This is a genomic window from Stenotrophomonas sp. KH_036_B, from assembly GCF_057839485.1.
The window spans coordinates 4,043,446-4,062,504 of the sequence record NZ_CM174491.1 but is presented as its reverse complement, the minus strand read 5'-3'; the positions used below and the strand labels follow the sequence as shown (position 1 = coordinate 4,062,504).

Here is a 19,059-nt window from a genome sequence, read left to right as displayed (position 1 = left end):
ATGTTTGGCAGCAATAAATCCAATCGCGACGGTCATCTGGTCGTGGACGCGCTCATTGGCGCGCAGGTGGTGATCCGGGGCGACGTGGAATTCAGCGGCGGCCTGTACGTGGAAGGCACGATCCTGGGCAAGGTGATTGCCCAGGAAGGCGCGGCCAATGCCACCCTGACCCTTGCCGAGCAGGGGGCGATCGAGGGAGAGATCCGCGCCCAGGTGGTGGTCATCAGTGGTCGCCTGGACGGCGATGTGCATGCGACGGAGCGGGTTGAACTGACCCCGACCGCGCGGGTCAGCGGCAACATCCACTACCAGGTGGTGGAGATGAACGCCGGCGCCCAGCTGACCGGCCGCCTGATCCACGGCGCGGCCCAGATGGCGCTGCCGCCGCCGGCCGAGGATGCCGCCCCCAGCGGCAAGGACGGCAAGGACGGCAACGCGCGCAAGAAGCTTGCCGACGCCATGGCCTGAACGCCCGACGCTTGAAAGCGTGCCCATGCACCCCCATGCTGGGGGCATGAGCACGCTTGTTTCCCTGCCCGGCGCCCCTGTCGCCGCGCCGAACTACCAGTCGCTGGACCGTCCCCTCAATTTCACCGAGGCCGCTGCGGCCAAGGTCAAGGAACTGATCCAGGACGAGGCCAGTACCTCGCTTGCGCTGCGCGTGTATATCCAGGGCGGCGGCTGTTCGGGCTTCCAGTACGGCTTCGAGTTCGACGAGAACCGCGCCGAAGATGACCTGGCCGTGGACACCAACGGGGTCACTCTGCTGGTCGATCCGCTCAGCCTGCAGTACCTGATGGGTGCCGAGGTGGACTACACCGAGAGTCTGACCGGTGCGCAGTTCGTGATCCGCAATCCGAACGCGAAGACCACCTGCGGTTGCGGCAGCAGTTTCAGCATGTAACCGGCACGGCGGCGTTTCTCACGGGCGCTGCCGCTTGCTACTGCCGATGAATGTGGGCAGGCTTCGGGGATGTCCAGATTTCCCCTGCCGCTGAGCGGTTTCGCCTTCACCACCGATCCCCTTGAACGCGCCGACACGCTGCGCGATGACGCCGAGGCGTTGTTGCACCTGTGGCCGCAGGCGCATGTGCTGGTCCTTGATCCGGACGGCCGCGCGCTGGCCGGCGAGGACGGCCAGCCGCTGGCCTTGACCGGCGAACAGCTGGGCGGGGGCCCGGGCACGGCCATCTTCCTGGGGCTGCGTGGCCCGCAGGCGTGGTTCTCGATTGAATCCGGCGCCATCGACGTCAGCGCCCCGCAGCGCGTGGACCTGCGCGAGTCGGCCAGCACCTGGTCGGCCGCCGATGCCAGCGCGTTCTGCTATGCACGCGGCATGTCGTACTGGCAATCGCGCACGCGCTTCTGTGGTGTCTGCGGGGGTGCGGTGACCTTCACCCGGGGTGGCTTCATCGGCCGCTGCGGGCAGTGCAACATCGAGCACTACCCGCGCGTCGATCCGGCGGTGATCGTGGCGGTGGAGAACAATGGCCGGCTGCTGCTCGGGCGACAGGCGAACTGGGCCCCGCGCCGCTACTCGGTGCTGGCCGGCTTCGTCGAACCCGGTGAGTCGCTGGAACAGACCGTGGTGCGCGAGGTCTTCGAAGAGAGCAAGGTGCGGGTCCGCGCCTGCCGTTACCTGGGCACCCAGCCGTGGCCGTTCCCCGGTGCGTTGATGCTCGGCTTCAGCGCCACCGCCGAGGACGATGTTCCCACGGTGGACGGTGAGCTGGAGGACGCGCGCTGGTTCACAGCCGACGAAGTGGGCGCGGCGCTGGCCCGCGACGTCGACGATGACGGGATCGGCATCCGCCTGTCCCCGCCGATCTCGATTTCACGCAGTCTGATCGAACACTGGTACCGCAGCCAGATGGGCTGAGCGGTACGCCGTGTTGCCGCTGCCTGAACACGGGGCGGCATACATTACCTACGGCCCGGGGAATTGCCGGGCCGCAAGGCATAGTAGCCGCCAGAAACCGAGCCGGAGGCATTCATGTTCACCACCCTCGTCGCCGTGCTGGTCGCCCTGGCCCTGGGCCATGTGGCGCCTGCCGCAGCGGTGACGCTGCGCCGGTTCGGCGTGTACCGCCGCTGGCTGCAGTGGCTGGATGCACACGCCGCCGAGAACGGCGTTTGGGGCGGGCGCCAGGGTTGGGTGCTGGCGGTGCTGCCGTTCGTGCTGCTGCTGGCGTTGCTGCAGTGGGGTCTGCACGACCGCCTGTTTGGGCTTCCCTCCCTGCTGCTGGGCATCGCCACGCTGGTGATCTGCTGGGGTCCGCGCGACCTGGACCGTGACGTGGAGGCGGTGATCGACGCCGACGATGCGCCGGCCCGCCATGTGGCCATTGCGCACCTGCAGTCTGCGGGCGGGAGCCTGCATGAGGATGTGCCGTCACTGGTGGAGGCGACCGTGCTCAACGCGCTGCGGCGCTGGTTCGCGGTGCTGTTCTGGTTCCTGTTGCTGGGCCCGGTCGGGGCGCTGGCGTACCGCCTGCTCGCGCTGCTGGCGGTCGGCCCGATGCGTTCGCTGGCCAGTGTGGAAGCCGTGGCAGGCGCGCGCGTGGTGCTGTCCTGGCTGGAGTGGCCGGTGGCGCAGCTGATGTCATTGTCGATGGCGCTGGTGGGCAACTTCGATACGGCCTACAAGGCCTGGCGCGAAGCGCACGGCAATCGCTGGGCGGCATCGACGGTGTTTCTTGGCGCGGTGGCACGAGCCAGCGTCAGTGCGGAACTGCGTGAAGACGCGCACGATTACAGCGACGCGGGCATGGTGCCGGTGTGGCGGCGCCTGCCGGAGCTCCGCGATGCAATGAGCCTGGTCTGGCGCATGCTGCTGCTGTGGATGGCCGCGCTGGCACTGCTGGTGATTGCCGGCTGGGTGACTTAAGGCGCCAACAACGCAAACGGCATCCACGGCAGGTTGCGCATGACGGCATAACCGACCAGCAGCACCAGCCAGAACGTGGGGTTGGCCAATACGCGCATCACCGGGTCCAGCGCACGCATGCGCAGGCCGGCGTTGTTGAGCAGCATCACCAGCAGGAACGGCAGCGAGATGACCAGCAGCGGGTTCATCGCCATCGCGCCGGCCCAATCCAGGTGCACCAGCGAATACAGGCAGCGCGTGCTGCCGCAGCCAGGGCAGTACAGCCCGGTCAGCGCATACAACGGGCAGCCCGGCAGCGGGCTGTTGCTGGCGTAGGGGCTGACATGGCGCAGCACCACAGCCGCGCCGGCGGCCAGGCCGGCACTGATGGCCAGTGGCGCCCAGCGCGCCAGGGGGGGGCGGGAAGGCATCTTCATGACGGCAGAACGGCCCGGGCCGGATACCCCGCAGGGGCACCGGACCGGGCCGTCCAGGCGGCGATCAGTAGCTGCTGCCGCCCATCGCGCCGCCAACGCCCATCACCACGACCAGGATGATGTACAGCACCAGGGCAGCGACACCGATGCCGGCCGACCAGATGGCCCACTTCTTGGCGTTGGCCGAGGATTCCTGCGCACCGGCGATATCACCGGCGGCCAGCTTGCCGTTGACCTGGGCGGCATACACGATCGACACGATGCCCGCCGGCAGGCAGCAGAACAGGGTGGTCAGGATGGCCCAGACGAGATTGTTGGGGACTTGCGGGGCAGTGGCGTTCATGGGTGAAGCTCCATTTTCTTGGGTGGGTTGAACGAAGGGTGTTTCAAAGGTCGGAAAGAGCGCCCAGCGCGGCAATGCCGCCGAACAGACCGAACCACAACAGCAGCAGTACCGGCACGGCCAGGGCCGATGCCAACGCCCACCCCGCTGCCTTGCGCGACGATTCGTATGCGCCTGCCAGGTCGCCCGCCGCACGGCGGCCATCGACCTGCGAGGCATACACGATGGACACCACGCCCAACGGCAGGCAGCAGAACAGCGTCGTCAGGATCGCCCACACAAGGTGGTTCGGTACGACGACAGCCGATGGAGAATGCGGCGGCGGGTGATTCACGTACTGCTCCATTCCATTGGTTGTCCCTCGGCATCGCCAAAAGCCGAGTGACACCCCCTATGGCGGGTAATTTACCCGATGTTGCATCGGGATGTATGCGTTTACATGGCCGGGGCGATTGATTTGTTCCATGCGGGTGCGAACGGCTGCGCCCGCTGACGCCTCAGCCGCGGTCGCCGCGCAGTGCACGTACCTGGGCTTCCAGACCCTCGGCGGTGGCCGTGGCGCCGTCAACCGGGGGTCCCGCCACCACTTCGATGTGCGCACGCATGCGGCGCGGCACGCGCATGCGGCCCAGCCGGCTGTCGCGCCGGCTCCACATGCTGGCCCACATGCCGCGCAGCGCCATCGGCACCACCGGAACGGGGCGGCGCTCGAGAATCTTCTCCACGCCGGACTTGAAGGCGGCCATCTCGCCGTCGCGGGTCAGCGCGCCTTCGGGGAAGATGCAGACCAGCTCGCCCTCGGCCAGCGCCTTGTCCACCTCATCGAATGCGGCCTGCATCAGCGCCGGGTTCTCGCGTGCGCCGGCGATCGGGATCGCCTTGGCGGTGCGGAAGATCCAGCGCATGACCGGGATGTTGAAGATCTTGTAGTACATGACGAAGCGCACCGGGCGCGGAATCGTCGCCGACAGGATCAGTGCATCCATGTAGCTGACGTGGTTGCACACGATCAGGGCGGCGCCCTCGTCGGGCACGTTGGCCTCGATCCCGTGCGGGCGCAGGCGGTACAGCGCCCGCACCATCACCCAGCTGAGGAACCGCATCAGGAATTCGGGGACGATGGTGAAGATGTAGATCGCCACCACCGCATTGGCGATCGCCAGTGCCAGGAACAGCTGCGGGATGGTCCAGTGCAGGAACTTCTGCGTGGCCAGCGCGATCATTGCCGCGGCCACGATGAAGCCGGAGTTCTGGATGTTGAGCGCGGCAAACACGCGCGACATTTCCGATCTGGGCGTGCGGCTCTGGATCAGCGCGAACAGCGGCACCACGAAGAAGCCGGTGAACAGGCCGATGCCCACAAGATCGATGATGATGCGCACGCTGCCCGGCGCGGCAACGAAGGCCGCCACGCTCAGGCCGGCGCTGGTCGCTGTGCCGGCGCGGGCGAAGTACAGGTCCAGCATGAAGGCGGTCATGCCGAACGCGCCCAGCGGCACCAGCCCGATCTCGACGGTACGCCCGGACAGCTTCTCGCACAGCAGCGAACCCACGCCGGTGCCGACCGAGAACAGTGCCAGCGCGAAGATGTACAGCGTGGGCTCGCCGCCAAGATTGACCACCGCATAGGTGGGCAGCTGCGAGGTCAGCATGGTGCCGACGAACCAGAACCAGGACACGCCGAGGATGGCGTTGCTCACGGCCTTCTGCTTCTTGGCCAGGCGCAGCACGGCCAGCGATTCCGGAATGGGGTTCCAGTTGATCTTGAGGTCCGGCGCGCCGGCATCCACCTTGGGGATCATGCGCGCGGTGACGTTGCCGGCGATCGCCAGCGCGATCACGGCCGTGGCCGCGACCACCGGGCCGAAGCTGCCGGCGAGGGTGAAGATGATGCCGCCGCTGATCATGCCGGTCAGGATCGACATCGAGGTGCCCATCTCGACCAGGCCGTTGCCGCCAGTGAGCTCTTCGGGCTTGAGCACCGAGGGCAGCACCGAATACTTGACCGGCCCGAACAGGGTGGATTGCAGCCCGGTGCAGAACAGCGCCACCAGCAGGACCGGCATGCTCTGGGTGAGGAAACCGACCGCAGCCAGCGTCATGATCGCGATCTCCATGGTCGTGGTGATCACGATCAGGCGCGATTTTTCCAGTTTTTCGGCGATCTGCCCGGCCAGGGCGGAGAACAGGAAGTACGGCAGGATGAAGATCGCCGGTGCCAGGGTGGTGTACAGCGACTGTTCTTCCTGGCTGACGCCGAGGTAGAACAGCAGGCCGATGATGGCCTGGCGGTACACGTTGTCGTTGAACGCGCCCAGCGACTGGACGATGAAGAACGGCAGGAAACGGCGTTGGCGGAGCAGGGCGAACTGACTGTGGCCGGACATGGAAACTCCTTGCGAACCGGCGCAGCCTACCATGAGGCAATCGGCGATCAGGCCAACGTACGCGCGGCTTCATTGGCGGCGGCGCGCAGCTTGGGCAGCAGGCGCAGCATCAGGCCCATCTGGGTGCGGATCAGCTGCAGCTTCGGGGGCATGTCGTCGGGAATCTGTTCGAGCTGCTCGGCAAGCGCACGGTCGGCCTCGTTGCCATCCTCGGCCACCGGTTCACGCTGCTCCAGGGCCGTGGCGATCTGCTGCATGGCCTGCTGCACGCGTTCGCCACCGGATCGGGCCAGCGGGTCCTGGGCGTAGCTGTCCAGCTGTGCACGATGGGCGCCCAGCGCGGACAGGTGGCCGAGCAGGGTGTTGGACAGGGCCAGGAAGCGGAACCCGGCGTCCAGGTTGCGGCGCACGTGGCCGGGCTCGCGCAGCATGTTGGACAGGGCGGTGGACAGGGCCACGTCGGCGTTGTGCATGTCGCGCCGTGCGATGCGGTAGGCGAGGTCGTCCTGCATGCCGCTGCCGTACTGGCCGAGCACGGCCTGCAGGTAACCGGCGCAGCGCTCGAGCACGCGCGCCATCACCAGGTTCAGGCGCCGTCCCTGCCAGTCGGGCAGGATCAGGAACGCGGCCGCGGCGGCGATGGCGCAGCCGATCAGGGTATCCACCAGGCGCGGCCAGATCAGCAGGAAGCCATCGCCGATGAGGTTGAAGCAGGTCAGCGCCATGACGGTGATGGCGGCCGAGGCGACCAGGTAGCGGTCGTTGCGGGTGAAGAAGAACAGCAGGGCCGACAGCAGGGCGATCAGCAGTTCGATGCGCAGGTCCTGGAACAGCTGCATCAGCGCCCAGGTCAGCACCAGGCCGATCAGGGTGCCGGCAATCCGTTGCGCCAGGCGCTGGCGGGTGGCGCCGAAGTTGGGGCGGCACACGAACACGATGGTGAGCAGCACCCAGGAGCCGTTCTGGGTGTTGAACAGGCGGATGGCTGCGAACCCGACCACCAGCGCCAGCGCCATGCGCAGGCCGTGGCGGAACAGCACCGAGCCGGGCGTGAGCTGCTGGCGGATGCGTACACCCATTTCGCGCAGGGTGTGCGGGTTGGTATCGCGCAGGCGGGTGTCGACGTTGTCCAGGGTGGATTCGGACTGGGCGGCCTCCGACAGCCTGCGCTCGATGCTCTGCAGGTTGTGGCCCAGCAGTTCCAGCGAGGACAGCAGGCGCTGCCATTGGGGGTTGTGCTGGGCACGCAGCCAGGTGAGCGAGTCGGTCAGGTCGGCGGTGGCCTGGCGGGTGCGATCGCCGTACTGGAAGGGGCGGCGCAGGCGGATGGCGGTGCCGAGGTTGGCGCACGCTTCGCCCTGCAGGGCCAGCAGGCGCTGGCAGCGATAGAGGACGTCACTGTGGAAGAAGGCTTCGGTGAGCGCGCCGTAGGGGTAGTGCGAGGAGCTGGCGCGCTCGTGGAAGTCCTGGGCCATGTAGTACAGGCGCAGGTACAGGCCGGACTGCACGCCGGGCCGGCCGGATCGGCCGAAGCGGGCGAGGATGGCGGTCTTGGCGATGTTGAGGGCTTCGACCACGCGACGGTTCTGTTCGGCCAAGGCGAGCTGGCGCTGCTGCACATCGGCTTCGCGCACCGGTTCGAACAGGTCGGCCTTGAGCTGCAGGTAGCGGCCCAGTTCAACGAACAGGCGCGCGATGCGCTCGCGCACGGGGCGGTTGGCGAACAGGGCGGTCCAGAGAATGGAAAGCAGGCCATACCAGAGCGCGCCGGCCAGCAGGTGGCTGACGGCATTGAGTGCCTGGGCCCGGTCGGCGGCGCCGTGTTGTTCCAGGCCGATCATGGTGTAGATGGCGAGGGTGACGGTGGCCTGGGCGATGGAGGCGTAGCGTTCGCCCAGGGCACCGAGCAGGGTCAGGCCGAAGGTGGACAGTGCCAGTGCGGCGATGAACAGCCAGGGCCAGGCGAACAATTCGACCACAGCGGCAGCGGCGGCCACGAAGCACAGCAGCGAGAGCGCAACGGACTTGGTGCGGCCCCACCAGTTGTCGTCGGTTTCGGCGATGGCGCTGGCGATGATGCCCAGGAACACGCCAGGCAGCGCGGGCAGCTGGCCGAGGTGCCAACACAGGCCCATTGCGACAGAGAGCGCGATGAACACCCGCAGGCCATAGCTGGCCTTTTCATGTGCCCACAGGCGACTCAGGCGGGATTCTCGGGCGGACATGCAGGCTCGCGGTGCGGGGTCACCTCATTATTGCGTCATCGCAGTGAAGCCGACATAGCCGGTTGGTAGTGTCGGCCGCTGGCCGGCTCCTCATGCTGCACTGTCGCAGGTGCGAGGAGCCGGCCAGCGGCCGGCATACCGTTGGTCGTTACGGCAACGGCAACCGCAACGGCCTTGGTCTGCGAACGGTCCTGGTTTGGGCCGGCGGGTGTGGCTTTGCGGGACACGCCGTGAATACGTCCATGTAGGCTTGTAGAAAACTTGCTCGTGTACGCAATCCCGCGTACACGGCAAGGCCTGGGTTGGGCGTCCTGCCCAACCCGCCCGGCGCATGCGCCGTGCCCATGTTTTCTACAGTCCCGCAAATCCACCCCCGCCGACCCTTCGACAGTGTGCCGGCGGCCATGGAAAGCCGTAGAGCCAGGCCCTGCCTGGCTGCTCCCTCCCACCCCACGCAGCCAACTGTCGGGGCTGCCCGTCGGCCTCCCTGCTCGGAAAACTGAAACGCTACGCTCTACGCCCTGCGCTTACAGATCAAACCGCACGCTCACCGCAAACGTACGCGGCAGCCCGATGCCGGCGTTGGACCAGTATTTTTTGTTGGTCAGGTTCTCGACGCTCGCGCGCCAGGTGATGGGGTGGCCGCTGGCCTGCATGCGGTAGCCGACGCCGGCGTTGACCAGGGTGTAATCCGGCAGCTTCAGCGTGTTGTCGGCGTCGTAATAGACATCGCCGTAGTAGCGCGCCAGCGCGTACAGGCTCAGGCCCTCCACCTGCGGCACGCTGTAGTCGGCGTGCACGACGCCGTTCCAGCGGGCGGCGCCCGTGGTGCGGTTGCCTTGCTGGGTGCTGCTGTCGGGAGAGAGCTTGTCGTAGGTCGGGTCGAGCCAGGTGACGCCGCCGCCCAGGGTGAAGGCATCGGTCAGGCGTACGTCGCCGCTGACTTCCACACCTTCGTACAGGGTGATGCCGTCCTGTACCAGCAGCTTGCCGGCGCTGGTGAGGCGGTCGATGTTGGCGCCGCGCTCCAGGCGGAAGGCGGCGGCGTTGGCGTTCCAGCGCGAATACTCGATCTTGGCGCCGATCTCGAACTGCTTGCTGATGGTCGGGTCGAGCACGTCGCCGGCGTTGATGTAGTCGCTGCCGACGCGGCTGCCCGCTTCAAGCGATTCGACGTAGCTGGTGTAGAGCGTTACGGCATCGGCCGGCTTGAACATCACCGCGTAGGTCGGGGTGACCGGATAGGTGTGGTAGCTGCCCTTGTTCTCGAAATCGTTGTAGCGCGCCCCGGCCAACACCGACCAGCCGTGGCCGACGTCCACCGTGTCGCTGACGAACACCGCCTGCTGTACCGTTTCGCTGCCGCGTGTCATCTCGCGCGAGCCGACGGCGTCATGGCGCAGCGTCGGGCGCTGGTAGAGGTTGCCGCGGCCAATGGTGCTCCACTCGTAGGGACGGTCCCAGCCCAGCCCGGTCTGGTGCGAGACGCCGGCCACCAGCTGGTGCGACAGCGGGCCGGTCTGGACGCGGCCCTGCACGATGGCCTGGGCCAGTTTCCACTCGCTCTTGCCGCCCAGCTCGTAAACGTTGACGTCGTAGTCGCCGTTCACGTCGTCGATGTAGGCGAAGATCTTGTTCACGTCGTTCCACGACGAGGTGTAGCCGTAGCTCAGGCTCGCTTTCCAGTTCGTGTTGATCTGCCAGTTCAACGCCGTGGAGAGCAGGCTCGAGCGCGTGTCGTAGTACGTGCCCGGGATGGCGTTGTTCACATCGCCCGCAATCGGGCGCGGCAGTTCGGTGAGGCCGATGAAGTAGTACTGCGGCGATTCCTCGCTCAGGTCGCGCTCCTGGAACACGCCATCGAAGGTCCAGGTGAGCGAATCGCTCAGGCGTGCATCCAGCGACAGCGCGCCGACCTTGCGGTTGACCTCGCCGCCGTTGAAGGTCTCACCCTTCTCCTGGTACGCGTTGAAGCGGTAGCCGAACATGTCGTCGTTGCCCGCGCGGCCGCCCACGTCGACCTGGCCGCTGACGATGCCCTGCTCGCGCCAGCCCACCTGTGCGGAGAACGTCGTGGTGTCCGTCGGCTTCCTGGTTACGTAGTTGACGATGCCGCCCGGCTGGCCGAAGCCGTACATGAAACCACCGGGGCCCTTGAGCAGTTCCACCTGTTCCATCACTTCCAGCGGCCACTCGGTGCCCCAGGACGAGACCTGCAGGCCGTTGACGCGGTAGCTGTCGTAGCTCAGGTCGATGCCGCGGTTGCGGATCGGCGAGCTCCAGCCGCTGGCGTAGGCGCTGACCTGGGTGACCACCGACGGGTCGGTCAGGAATGCTTCGCCCAGCGACACCACCTGGCGCTTCTCGATGTCTTCGCGGCCGACCACGGAGATCGCGAACGGGGTATCGCGCACCGCGCGGTCGCCGAGCGCGCCGGTTTCGCTATGCGTACGTTCGGCGGTGACCTTGACCGCATCCAGTTCGGTGGCCGAACGGCCACGTGCCGGGGCATCCGTGGCGGACTGGGCATGGGCCGTGCAGGCCAGTGACAGCGAAAGCGCAAGCAGGGCCGGGCGCAGGGCGCGGCGCGGACGTACAGAAACATGCATGTCGTAGGGGTCCTCTGCGGACAGCAGCACACCGTCCGCGATCGGTTGAAAGCGGAGAGAAGAGGGCGTGGCTGAGTCGGGGCACTGCCCGCGGAAGGCGGATGCAGCGCGGTGCGCGGAGCGCGGCAGGACCGTGGCTGGTGCGAATTGTTCTCTTTTGCGTGTCCTGCGTCAAATGCCGCACGGATCGGGTCCGTTACGCGCGTGCGGCGCGCTTCATCATCGCCTTCTCGCGGCGGCGCGCGCGCCATGCGCGCCAATGCTGCTGCAGGCACGAGAAGATCACGTACAACGCTGGCGTACTGAGCAGGGTCAGGCTCTGCGAGAACAGCAGGCCGCCGATCATCGCGATGCCCAGCGGGCGGCGCAGCTCGGAACCTTCGCCCAGCCCGATGGCCAGCGGCACCGCGGCCAGGATCGCCACCATGGTGGTCATCATGATCGGGCGGAAACGCACGATGCTGGCCTCGCGCACGGCCTCGAGCGCGCTCTTGCCGTGCTCGCGCTGGGCCACCACCGCGAAGTCGATCATCATGATCGCGTTCTTCTTGACGATGCCGATCAGCAGCACCAGCGCGATCATCGAGATCACCGACAGCTCGGTGTTGGTCACGAACAGCGCCAGCAGCGCGCCCACGCCGGCCGCCGGCAGCGTGGACAGGATCGTCACCGGGTGCACCAGGCTCTCGTACAGCATGCCCAGCACCAGGTACACGGTGATGATCGCCGCCAACACCAGGATCAGCATCGAGTTGGGGTTGAGCTGCACATTGAAGCCGCCGCCATCGCTGATGCGGATGTCGCCCGGCAGGCGCAGCCCGTCCACGGTGGCCTTGATGATCGCCTCGCCTTCGCCCGTGCTCACGCCCGGTGCCAGGTTGTAGCTCAGGTCCATCGTGGTGTACTGGTTCTGATGGGTGATCTGCGGCGGCGCCATCCCGGGTACCTGGCGGGCAACGGCCGTCAGCGGAATCATCTCGCCATTGCCCGCCCTGACATGGATCTCATCGAGCGCGCGCGGGGTGGCCGTCTGCTCGGGCAGTGCGTTCACCACCACGCTGTACTGGTTGATGTCCGAGTAGATGGTCGAGATCTGGCGCTGGCCGAAGGCGCCGTACAGCGCACCATCGATCGCACCCACCGACACGCCCAGGCGTGCGGCCTTGGCGCGGTCGATCACCACGTTCTGGCGCAGCCCGGCGGTGTCCACATCGGTGCCGACGTCGCGCAGCATGGGGTTCTTCTTCAGTGCCGCCTGCACCTTGGGCAGCCACTCCTGCAGCTGGGCCAGGTCGTTGCCCTGCAGCGAGACGCGGTACTGCGCGCCCTGGCTGTTGCCGCCACCACCGTCGCTGGGCAGGTCCTGGATCGCGCGCAGGCGCAGCTCCAGGTCCGGGTAGCGGTCGGCCTTGGCGCTCAACCGTGCCAGCGCCTGCGCCGTGGTCTCGCGGCGGCCTTCCTTGCGCGTCTTCAGCTCGATGTTGAACTGCGCGCTGGAGCCCTGGCGGCCACTGCCCAGGCGCACGCCCACGGTCTTCACCGCCGGGTCGGCCATCAGCATGTCGGTGATGCGGCGCTGGCGGTTGACCATGTCCTCGAAGGACACCGTGGCGCTGGAGTTGGCGCGGCCCCAGATCAGGCCGGTGTCCTGTGCCGGGAAGGAGCCCTTCTTGACCGCACCGGCCAGCATCACCGTGGCCACGATCAGCAGGATGGGGGTGAGCGACAGCAGCAGTGCGTGGCGCAACGAGAAGTCCAGGCACACGGTGTACACGCGCAGCATGCGGTCGTGCGTGGCATCCAGGAAGCGACCGATCCGCGAGGGCTTCTCCGGTTCGGTGTGCGCGCTGAGGAAGCGGCTGCACAGTGCCGGCGTCAGCGTCAGCGAGACAATCATGGACACCACGATCGCCGCGACCAACGTGACGGTGAACTCGCGGAAGAACGCGCCGACCATGCCGCTGGCAAACAGCAGCGGAATGAACACCGCCACCAGCGAGGCGGTGATGGAGACGATGGTGAAGCCGATCTCGTGCGCGCCTTTCAACGCCGCCTGCATGCGCGGCATGCCCTCGTCGAGGTGGCGCATGATGTTCTCGATCACCACGATCGCATCGTCCACCACGAAGCCGATCGCAATGACCAGCGCCAGCAGGCTCAGGTTGTTCAGGGTGAAGCCGAACACGTACATCACCAGCGCGGCACCGGCCAGCGACAGCGGCACGGTGATGGCCGCGATCAGTGTGGGTGCCAGCCGGCGCAGGAACAGCGCCATGGTCAGGATCACCATCGCCAGGCTGATCAGCAGCGTGATCTGCACTTCATGCAGCGAGGAACGGATGGTCGGCGTACGGTCGAAATACGGGGTGAGCGTGGTACCCGGCTGCAGGTAGTCGCGCAGCATCGGGATCTGCGCCTTGACCCGATCCACCGTCTCCACGATGTTCGCGCCGGCGCGGGTGAACACGTACATCACCACTGCGGGCTTGTGGTCGAACCAGGCGGCCTGGTAGGCGTCCTGCTGGCCGTCGTAGACGTTGGCCACGTCCTTGAGGCGGATCACCCGGCCATCGTCCTGGGTCTTGATCACCAGGTTGGCGAAGTCGGCCGCGCGCGCCACCGAGTCGTTGGCGATGATCGCGGTGGTGGTGTTGCCGTCGGTCAGGAAGCCGGTGGGCGAGGTCACGTTGGCCGCGCGTACCGCGTTGCGCAGGTCGTCCGGCGTGAGGTTCAGCGCGTTGAGCAGGCGCAGGTTGACGTCCACCCGTACCGCCGGGGTAGAGGCGCCGGCGATATCCACTGAAGACACACCGCTGATCTGGCGGATGCGCTGGGCCAGCAGCGAATCGGCCACGTTGTACAGCTCGTCGGCCGACTGGGTCTGCGAGGTGAGCGCGATGGCGATGACCGGATCGTCGTTGGGATTGGCCTTCTGGAACATCGGCGAGCCGAGCCCCGAGGGCAGGTCGGCCTGCGCGGAATTGATGGCGGTCTGTACGTCCAGCGCCGCCGAATCGATGTCCACCCCGCTCTGGAAGATCATGAAGACCAGCGAGCTGCCTTCGGAGCTGGACGAGCGCATCTGGTCCACCCCGGGCAACTGGCCCAGGTGGCGTTCCAGCGGCGCCGTCACCGTGGAGGCCATGGTGGTGGCATCGGCGCCGGACTGGCTGGCATGCACGAAGATCACTGGAATCTGGATGTTCGGCAGGGCCGACACCCCCAGTTGCAGGTAACACATCAACCCAATCACGAACAGGCCGATGGCCAGCAGCGCGGTGCCGATGGGGCGGCGGATGAACGGGCCGGAGATGTTCACGCGCGGTCCTGCGTGGCCGCGTGGCGCAGCGCACGCTGCTCACGGCGGACGCGCATCCGCTCGGAGAAGCGCTCCATGTACAGGTAGATCACCGGCGTGGTGTACAGCGTGACCAGCTGCGAGAGCAGCAGCCCGCCCACGATGGCGATGCCCAGCGGGCGGCGCAGCTCCGAGCCGATGCCGGTGCCCAGCGCCAGCGGCAACGCGCCCAGCATGGCGGCGGCGGTGGTCATCATGATCGGGCGGAAGCGCAGCAGGCAGGCGCGGCGGATCGCTTCATGCGCGTTGGCGCCGGCACGGCGCGCCTCGATCGCGAAGTCCACCATCATGATGCCGTTCTTCTTGACGATGCCGATCAGCAGCACGATGCCGACGATGCCGTCCACCGACAGACTCAGCCCGCACACCATCAGCGCCAGCAGCGCGCCCACGCCGGCCGGCGGCAGGGTCGAGATGATCGTGATCGGGTGGATGTAGCTCTCGTACAGCACGCCCAGCACGATGTAGATCACCACCAGCGAGGCCAGCAGCAGCCACACCACGTCGGTCTGGCTGCCGGTGAACTCAGCCGCCTTGCCGATGAACTGCGCATGCACCTGCGAGGGCATGTCGAGGCTGTCGCGGGTCTCCTCGATGGCCTTGACCGCATCGGACAGCGAATACCCCGGGGCGATGTTGAACGATACCGTCACCGCCGGCAGCTGCTGCTGGTGGCTGACCACCAGCGGCGTGCTGGTGACCTTGCCCTCGGCCAGCGCGGCCAGCGGAATGATGTTGCCCGCACCGACCGGAATGCCGGTGTTCTGCGCGCCGATGCCGGTGGCGGTGGACGAATTGGACGAGGTGACCTGGCCGAAGTTGGTGGCGTTGCTGCCGGTGAGCGCGCCACTGCCATTGGAGGCCACGGCCAGCTGGTTCATCAACGCGGTGCTGGTGCGGAATTCCGGTGCCACTTCCAGCACCACGCGGTACTGGTTGAGCTCGGTGAAGATGGTGGAGATCTGGCGCTGGCCGAACGCGTCGTACAGCGTGTCGTCGATGGTCTGCATCGGCACGCCCAGCACGCTGGCCTTGTCGCGGTCGATGTTCAGCTCCAGCGCACGGCCCTGGTTGGACAGGTTGTTGTCCACGTCGGCCAGCTCCGGGCGCTGGCGCAGCGCCTCGGTCAGGCGCGCGGCCTGCAGCGCGACCTGCGCGCTGTCCACGTCCGACAGCGAGTACTGGTACTCGGTGGCGGCCACGCGCGTATCCAGGGTCACGTCCTGCACGGGCTTGAGGTACAGCGCCACGCCGGGAATGCCGGCCACCGCCTGTTGCAGGCGCGGCAGGATCTCGTCCAGCCCGTCGCGGTCGCCGCGCTCCTTCAGCACGATCGACAGCTGGCCCTGGTTGAGGGTGGGATTCATGCTGCCGGCACCGATGAAGGCCGACACGCCGGTCACCGCCGGGTCCTTGCGCAGTGCCTCGGCCACGGCCTTGGTGCGCTGCTCCATCTGCGGGAAGGCGATGTTCTGGTCGGCCTGGACCACGCCGGTGATCAGCCCGGTGTCCTGCTCGGGCAGCAGGCCCTTGGGAATGACGATGTACAGCACCACGGTGAGGACCAGCGCACCGGCGGCCACCGCCAGCGTCAGCGGCTGGTGGTCCAGCACCCAGTCCAGGCTGCGCTCGTACAGACCCACGGTGCGGCTCCACACGGTCTGCTTGCCGGCGGCCGCTGCACGCTCATGCGCGTCTTCGCCGTCGGGCAGGGCATCGGGCTTGAGCAGGTAGGCGCACATCATCGGAGTGAGCGTCAGCGAGATCAGCATCGACAACACCACCGCGATGCTCAGCACCCACGCGAACTCGTGGAACAGGCGGCCGGTCACGCCGGGCATCAGCAGCAGCGGCAGGAACACCGCCACCAGCGACACGGTCAGCGACAGCACGGTGAAGCCGATCTGGCGCGCGCCGATCTCGGCCGCTTCGGGACCGCTCTTGCCCTGTTCGATATAGCGCACGATGTTCTCGATCATCACGATCGCATCGTCGACCACGAACCCGGTGGCGACCACCAGCGCCATCAGTGACAGGTTGTCCAGCGACATGCCGGCGAACGCCATCACCCCGAACGTACCGGCCAGCGACAGCGGCACCGCCACCGAGGGAATGATGGTGGCCCACAGCCGGCGCAGGAACACGAAGATCACCGCGACCACCAGGCCGATGGTCAGGATCAGCGTGAACTGCACTTCATGCACCGAGGCGCGGATGGTTTCGGTACGGTCGGAGAACACCTCCAGGTGCACGTCGGCCGGCAGCACGTTCTGCAGCTGCGGCATCAACGCACGGATGCGTTCAACGGTCTGCACGATGTTCGCACCGGGCTGGCGGCGGATCTCCAGCAGCACCGCCGGCTTGCCGTCGGCCCAGGCGGCAAGCTGGTCGTTCTCGACGCCGTCCACCACGTTGGCCACGTCCGACAGCCGCACCGGCGCGCCGTTCTTGTAGCTGATGATGGTGGCGCGGTAGTCGGCCGCACTGGTCAACTGGTCGTTGGTGCCGATGCTGTAGGACTGGGTCTTGCCGTTGAGCGAGCCCTTCGGCGCGTTGACGTTGGCCTGGGTGAGCGCGCTGCGCAGGTCTTCCAGGGTCAGGCCCATGTTGGACAGCTGCGCCGGATTGACCTGGATGCGCACGGCCGGGCGCACGTTGCCGGCGATCGAGACCAGGCCCACGCCCTGCACCTGCGACAGGCGCTGGGCGAGGATCGAGTCGGCGTAGTTGTTGACGTCGCGCAGCGGGCGCGTATCGGAGGTGAGCTTGAGGGTGATGATCGCCGCGTCGGCCGGATTCACCCGGTTGTACACCGGCTGGTAGGGCAGCGACGAGGGCAGGGTGGCCTGGCGGATCGCGGCCTGCACGTCCTGCGCGGCGATGTCGATATCGCGGTCCATCGCGAACTGCAGGATGATCGTGGACAACCCCGCCGACGAGTCGGAGGTCATCAGTTCCAGCCCGGAGATCTGCCCGAACTGGCGCTCCAGCGGCGTGGTCACCAGCGAGGCCATGGTGGTGGCGTTGGCACCGGGATACTGGGTGGTCACCACCAGGCTGGGCGCATCGATTTCCGGCAGCGCCGACACCGGCAGCTGGCGGTAGCCCAGGATGCCGAGCAGCAGCAGGCCCGCCATCAGCAGCGAGGTGGCGATGGGGCGGCGGATGAAGATCGTCGAAAAGCCCACGGGCGGATCCTTGCTGTTACATCAAGCGGAGTGGCAGGGGACGCGCGCCGGCCCGGGAGCCGGCAGCGCGGGTGCGGCGCGCGCGGTCAGCGCGGTCCGCCGCCACGGCGACCACCGCCGCCATCGCCCTGCTTCTGCTGGGCGGCCTTGAGTTCGGCCTCGGTCGGTGCGGCCGGGGTTTCGCCCGGCTTCAGTGCGGTGACTTTGCTGCCCGGCTTGAGCCGGAACTGGCCTTCGCTGACGACGCGCTCGCCGCCCTTCAGGCCTTCGGTGATCTGGATGTTGCTGTCGCCCACTTCCACGCCGCTCTTCACCGTCTGCATGGCCACGGTGTTGTCCGGCTTGACGATGTAGACGTACTCGCCGTCCGGACCGCGCATGACGGCCTGGGTGGGGATCACCACGCCCCCGGCGATCATGCGCAGCTGCATCCGCACGTTGACGAACTGGCCCGGCCACAGGCTGTTGTCGGTGTTGTTGAACAGGGCGCGGGCACGGAAGGTGCCGCTGTCGCTGCTGATCTGGTTGTCCACCACGTCCAGCGTGCCGCCGTCGGTGAGCACGTGCGAATCGTTGCGGTCCAGCGCGGCGATGGTTACCGGACCGGCCTGCTGCGCCTGGCGCACCTCCGGCAGCTGGCGTTCGGGCAGGTTGAACACCACGTGGATCGGGTGGATCTGGGTGAGGGTGACCAGCGCGGTCCCGGCGCTGACCACGTTGCCGGCGTCCACCGCACGGATGCCGGCAATACCCGAAATGGGTGCGGTCACGCGGGTGTACTGCAGCTGCACCTGGGCGGCGCGCATGCTGGCCTCGTTGGCCGCCACGGCGCTTTCGTACTGGGCCACCTGGTTGCGCTGGGTGTCCAGATCCGTCCTGGCCACGTACTGCCGGTACTCGGCCGAATTGGAGCGCTGGTAGTTCGAGCGGGCCGTGGCCAGCTGCGCCTCGTTCTGGCGCTTGGCGGCGGCCGCCTCGTCATAGCTGGCCTGCAGCGAGCGCGGGTCGATCTGCGCGAGCAGGTCGCCCTGCTTCACTTCCTGGCCTTCCTTGAAGTTCAGGCTGATCAGCTGGCCGCCCACCTGGGGGCTGACCGTCACGGTGTTCATCGCGCTCACCGTGCCCAGCGCGCTGGCGTACACCGGCACGTCCTGGCGGGCCGCATCGATGACCGTCACCGGCACCGGGCCGTTATCGCGCTGGACGTCCTTGCCGGCCTCGGCCTGCGGGCCACCCTTGGCGTCGCTGGACCTGCCACCACGGAGCATATGCATGCCGATCAAGCCCACCACCAGCACTGCGATCACCAGCAGCACGATCTTCCAGAAACGCGACATTCAAAAACTCCTGAGGCTGGCGAAGGGCAGGGCCCGGTTGGCAGGCACAAAGCATACCCGGCAGCCGTGACCTTTCATGCATGACGGATGGGACGGGCGGTCAGACCACCCGCGGCCCACAAGGTTCAACAGGTGAAACCGACGGGCAGACCCGATAACAGGGTCCACTGCGCACGCGACGGCGTAGAGCCAACTGGATACAGCCGACCGGGTGGTAGAGCCGACCGGGTAGAGCCGACCGGGTAGAGCCGACTGTTAGTCGGCTGCCCCACCCGCACAACGTTCGGCGCCGCCGAAAGTTACAGCGAA

At 67.2% G+C, this 19,059-nt stretch carries 13 protein-coding genes; 4 read left to right on the top strand and 9 right to left on the bottom strand.

Annotated elements, in window-relative coordinates; all coding sequences use genetic code 11:
• From AC3ITN_RS17960 to ampE, 4 genes are all read left to right on the top strand, one after another.
• The gene (locus AC3ITN_RS17960) at nucleotides 1–468 is read left to right on the top strand and encodes a bactofilin family protein (protein ID WP_489391401.1); all 468 of its coding nucleotides are present in this window, start codon (nucleotides 1–3) and stop codon (nucleotides 466–468) included.
• A 46-nt stretch (nucleotides 469–514) separates the two neighbouring features.
• Nucleotides 515–904, top strand: coding sequence for an iron-sulfur cluster insertion protein ErpA (gene erpA / locus AC3ITN_RS17955; RefSeq protein ID WP_038685803.1), 390 nt, complete (start codon nucleotides 515–517; stop codon nucleotides 902–904).
• A gap of 69 nt (nucleotides 905–973) precedes the next feature.
• On the top strand, nucleotides 974–1,879 hold the full coding sequence (gene nudC, locus AC3ITN_RS17950) for an NAD(+) diphosphatase (RefSeq protein WP_313345292.1): 906 nt from the start codon (nucleotides 974–976) through the stop codon (nucleotides 1,877–1,879).
• 114 nt (nucleotides 1,880–1,993) lie between these two features.
• Nucleotides 1,994–2,887, top strand: a complete 894-nt coding sequence (ampE, locus tag AC3ITN_RS17945; RefSeq protein WP_489391400.1) for a regulatory signaling modulator protein AmpE — start codon at nucleotides 1,994–1,996, stop codon at nucleotides 2,885–2,887.
• On the opposite strand, the gene AC3ITN_RS17940 is transcribed toward ampE, so the two are convergent.
• From AC3ITN_RS17940 to AC3ITN_RS17900, 9 genes are all read right to left on the bottom strand, one after another.
• Nucleotides 2,884–3,303, bottom strand: a complete 420-nt coding sequence (locus tag AC3ITN_RS17940; protein ID WP_489391399.1) for a DUF2752 domain-containing protein — start codon at nucleotides 3,301–3,303, stop codon at nucleotides 2,884–2,886. The two genes, ampE and AC3ITN_RS17940, sit on opposite strands and share 4 nt — an antisense overlap.
• A 64-nt stretch (nucleotides 3,304–3,367) precedes the next feature.
• Nucleotides 3,368–3,646, bottom strand: a complete 279-nt coding sequence (locus tag AC3ITN_RS17935) for a CD225/dispanin family protein (protein ID WP_313345285.1) — start codon at nucleotides 3,644–3,646, stop codon at nucleotides 3,368–3,370.
• 43 nt (nucleotides 3,647–3,689) lie between these two features.
• The gene (locus AC3ITN_RS17930) at nucleotides 3,690–3,980 is read right to left on the bottom strand and encodes a CD225/dispanin family protein (protein WP_489391398.1); all 291 of its coding nucleotides are present in this window, start codon (nucleotides 3,978–3,980) and stop codon (nucleotides 3,690–3,692) included.
• 163 nt (nucleotides 3,981–4,143) lie between these two features.
• Entirely contained in the window at nucleotides 4,144–6,033 is a 1,890-nt protein-coding gene (locus AC3ITN_RS17925; RefSeq protein ID WP_489391397.1) for an MFS transporter, read from the bottom strand.
• A 47-nt stretch (nucleotides 6,034–6,080) separates the two neighbouring features.
• Nucleotides 6,081–8,258, bottom strand: a complete 2,178-nt coding sequence (yccS, locus tag AC3ITN_RS17920) for a YccS family putative transporter (RefSeq protein WP_489391396.1) — start codon at nucleotides 8,256–8,258, stop codon at nucleotides 6,081–6,083.
• 527 nt (nucleotides 8,259–8,785) lie between these two features.
• The gene (locus AC3ITN_RS17915) at nucleotides 8,786–10,867 is read right to left on the bottom strand and encodes a TonB-dependent siderophore receptor (RefSeq protein WP_489391395.1); all 2,082 of its coding nucleotides are present in this window, start codon (nucleotides 10,865–10,867) and stop codon (nucleotides 8,786–8,788) included.
• 196 nt (nucleotides 10,868–11,063) lie between these two features.
• Nucleotides 11,064–14,186: an efflux RND transporter permease subunit gene (locus AC3ITN_RS17910; protein ID WP_489391394.1), complete on the bottom strand. Its 3,123-nt coding sequence runs from the start codon at nucleotides 14,184–14,186 to the stop codon at nucleotides 11,064–11,066.
• The gene (locus tag AC3ITN_RS17905; protein WP_489391393.1) at nucleotides 14,183–17,413 is read right to left on the bottom strand and encodes an efflux RND transporter permease subunit; all 3,231 of its coding nucleotides are present in this window, start codon (nucleotides 17,411–17,413) and stop codon (nucleotides 14,183–14,185) included. The genes AC3ITN_RS17910 and AC3ITN_RS17905 overlap by 4 nt, the downstream gene beginning before the upstream one ends.
• Before the next feature lie 86 nt (nucleotides 17,414–17,499).
• The gene (locus AC3ITN_RS17900; RefSeq protein ID WP_489391392.1) at nucleotides 17,500–18,750 is read right to left on the bottom strand and encodes an efflux RND transporter periplasmic adaptor subunit; all 1,251 of its coding nucleotides are present in this window, start codon (nucleotides 18,748–18,750) and stop codon (nucleotides 17,500–17,502) included.
• Nucleotides 18,751–19,059 lie beyond the last annotated feature (309 nt).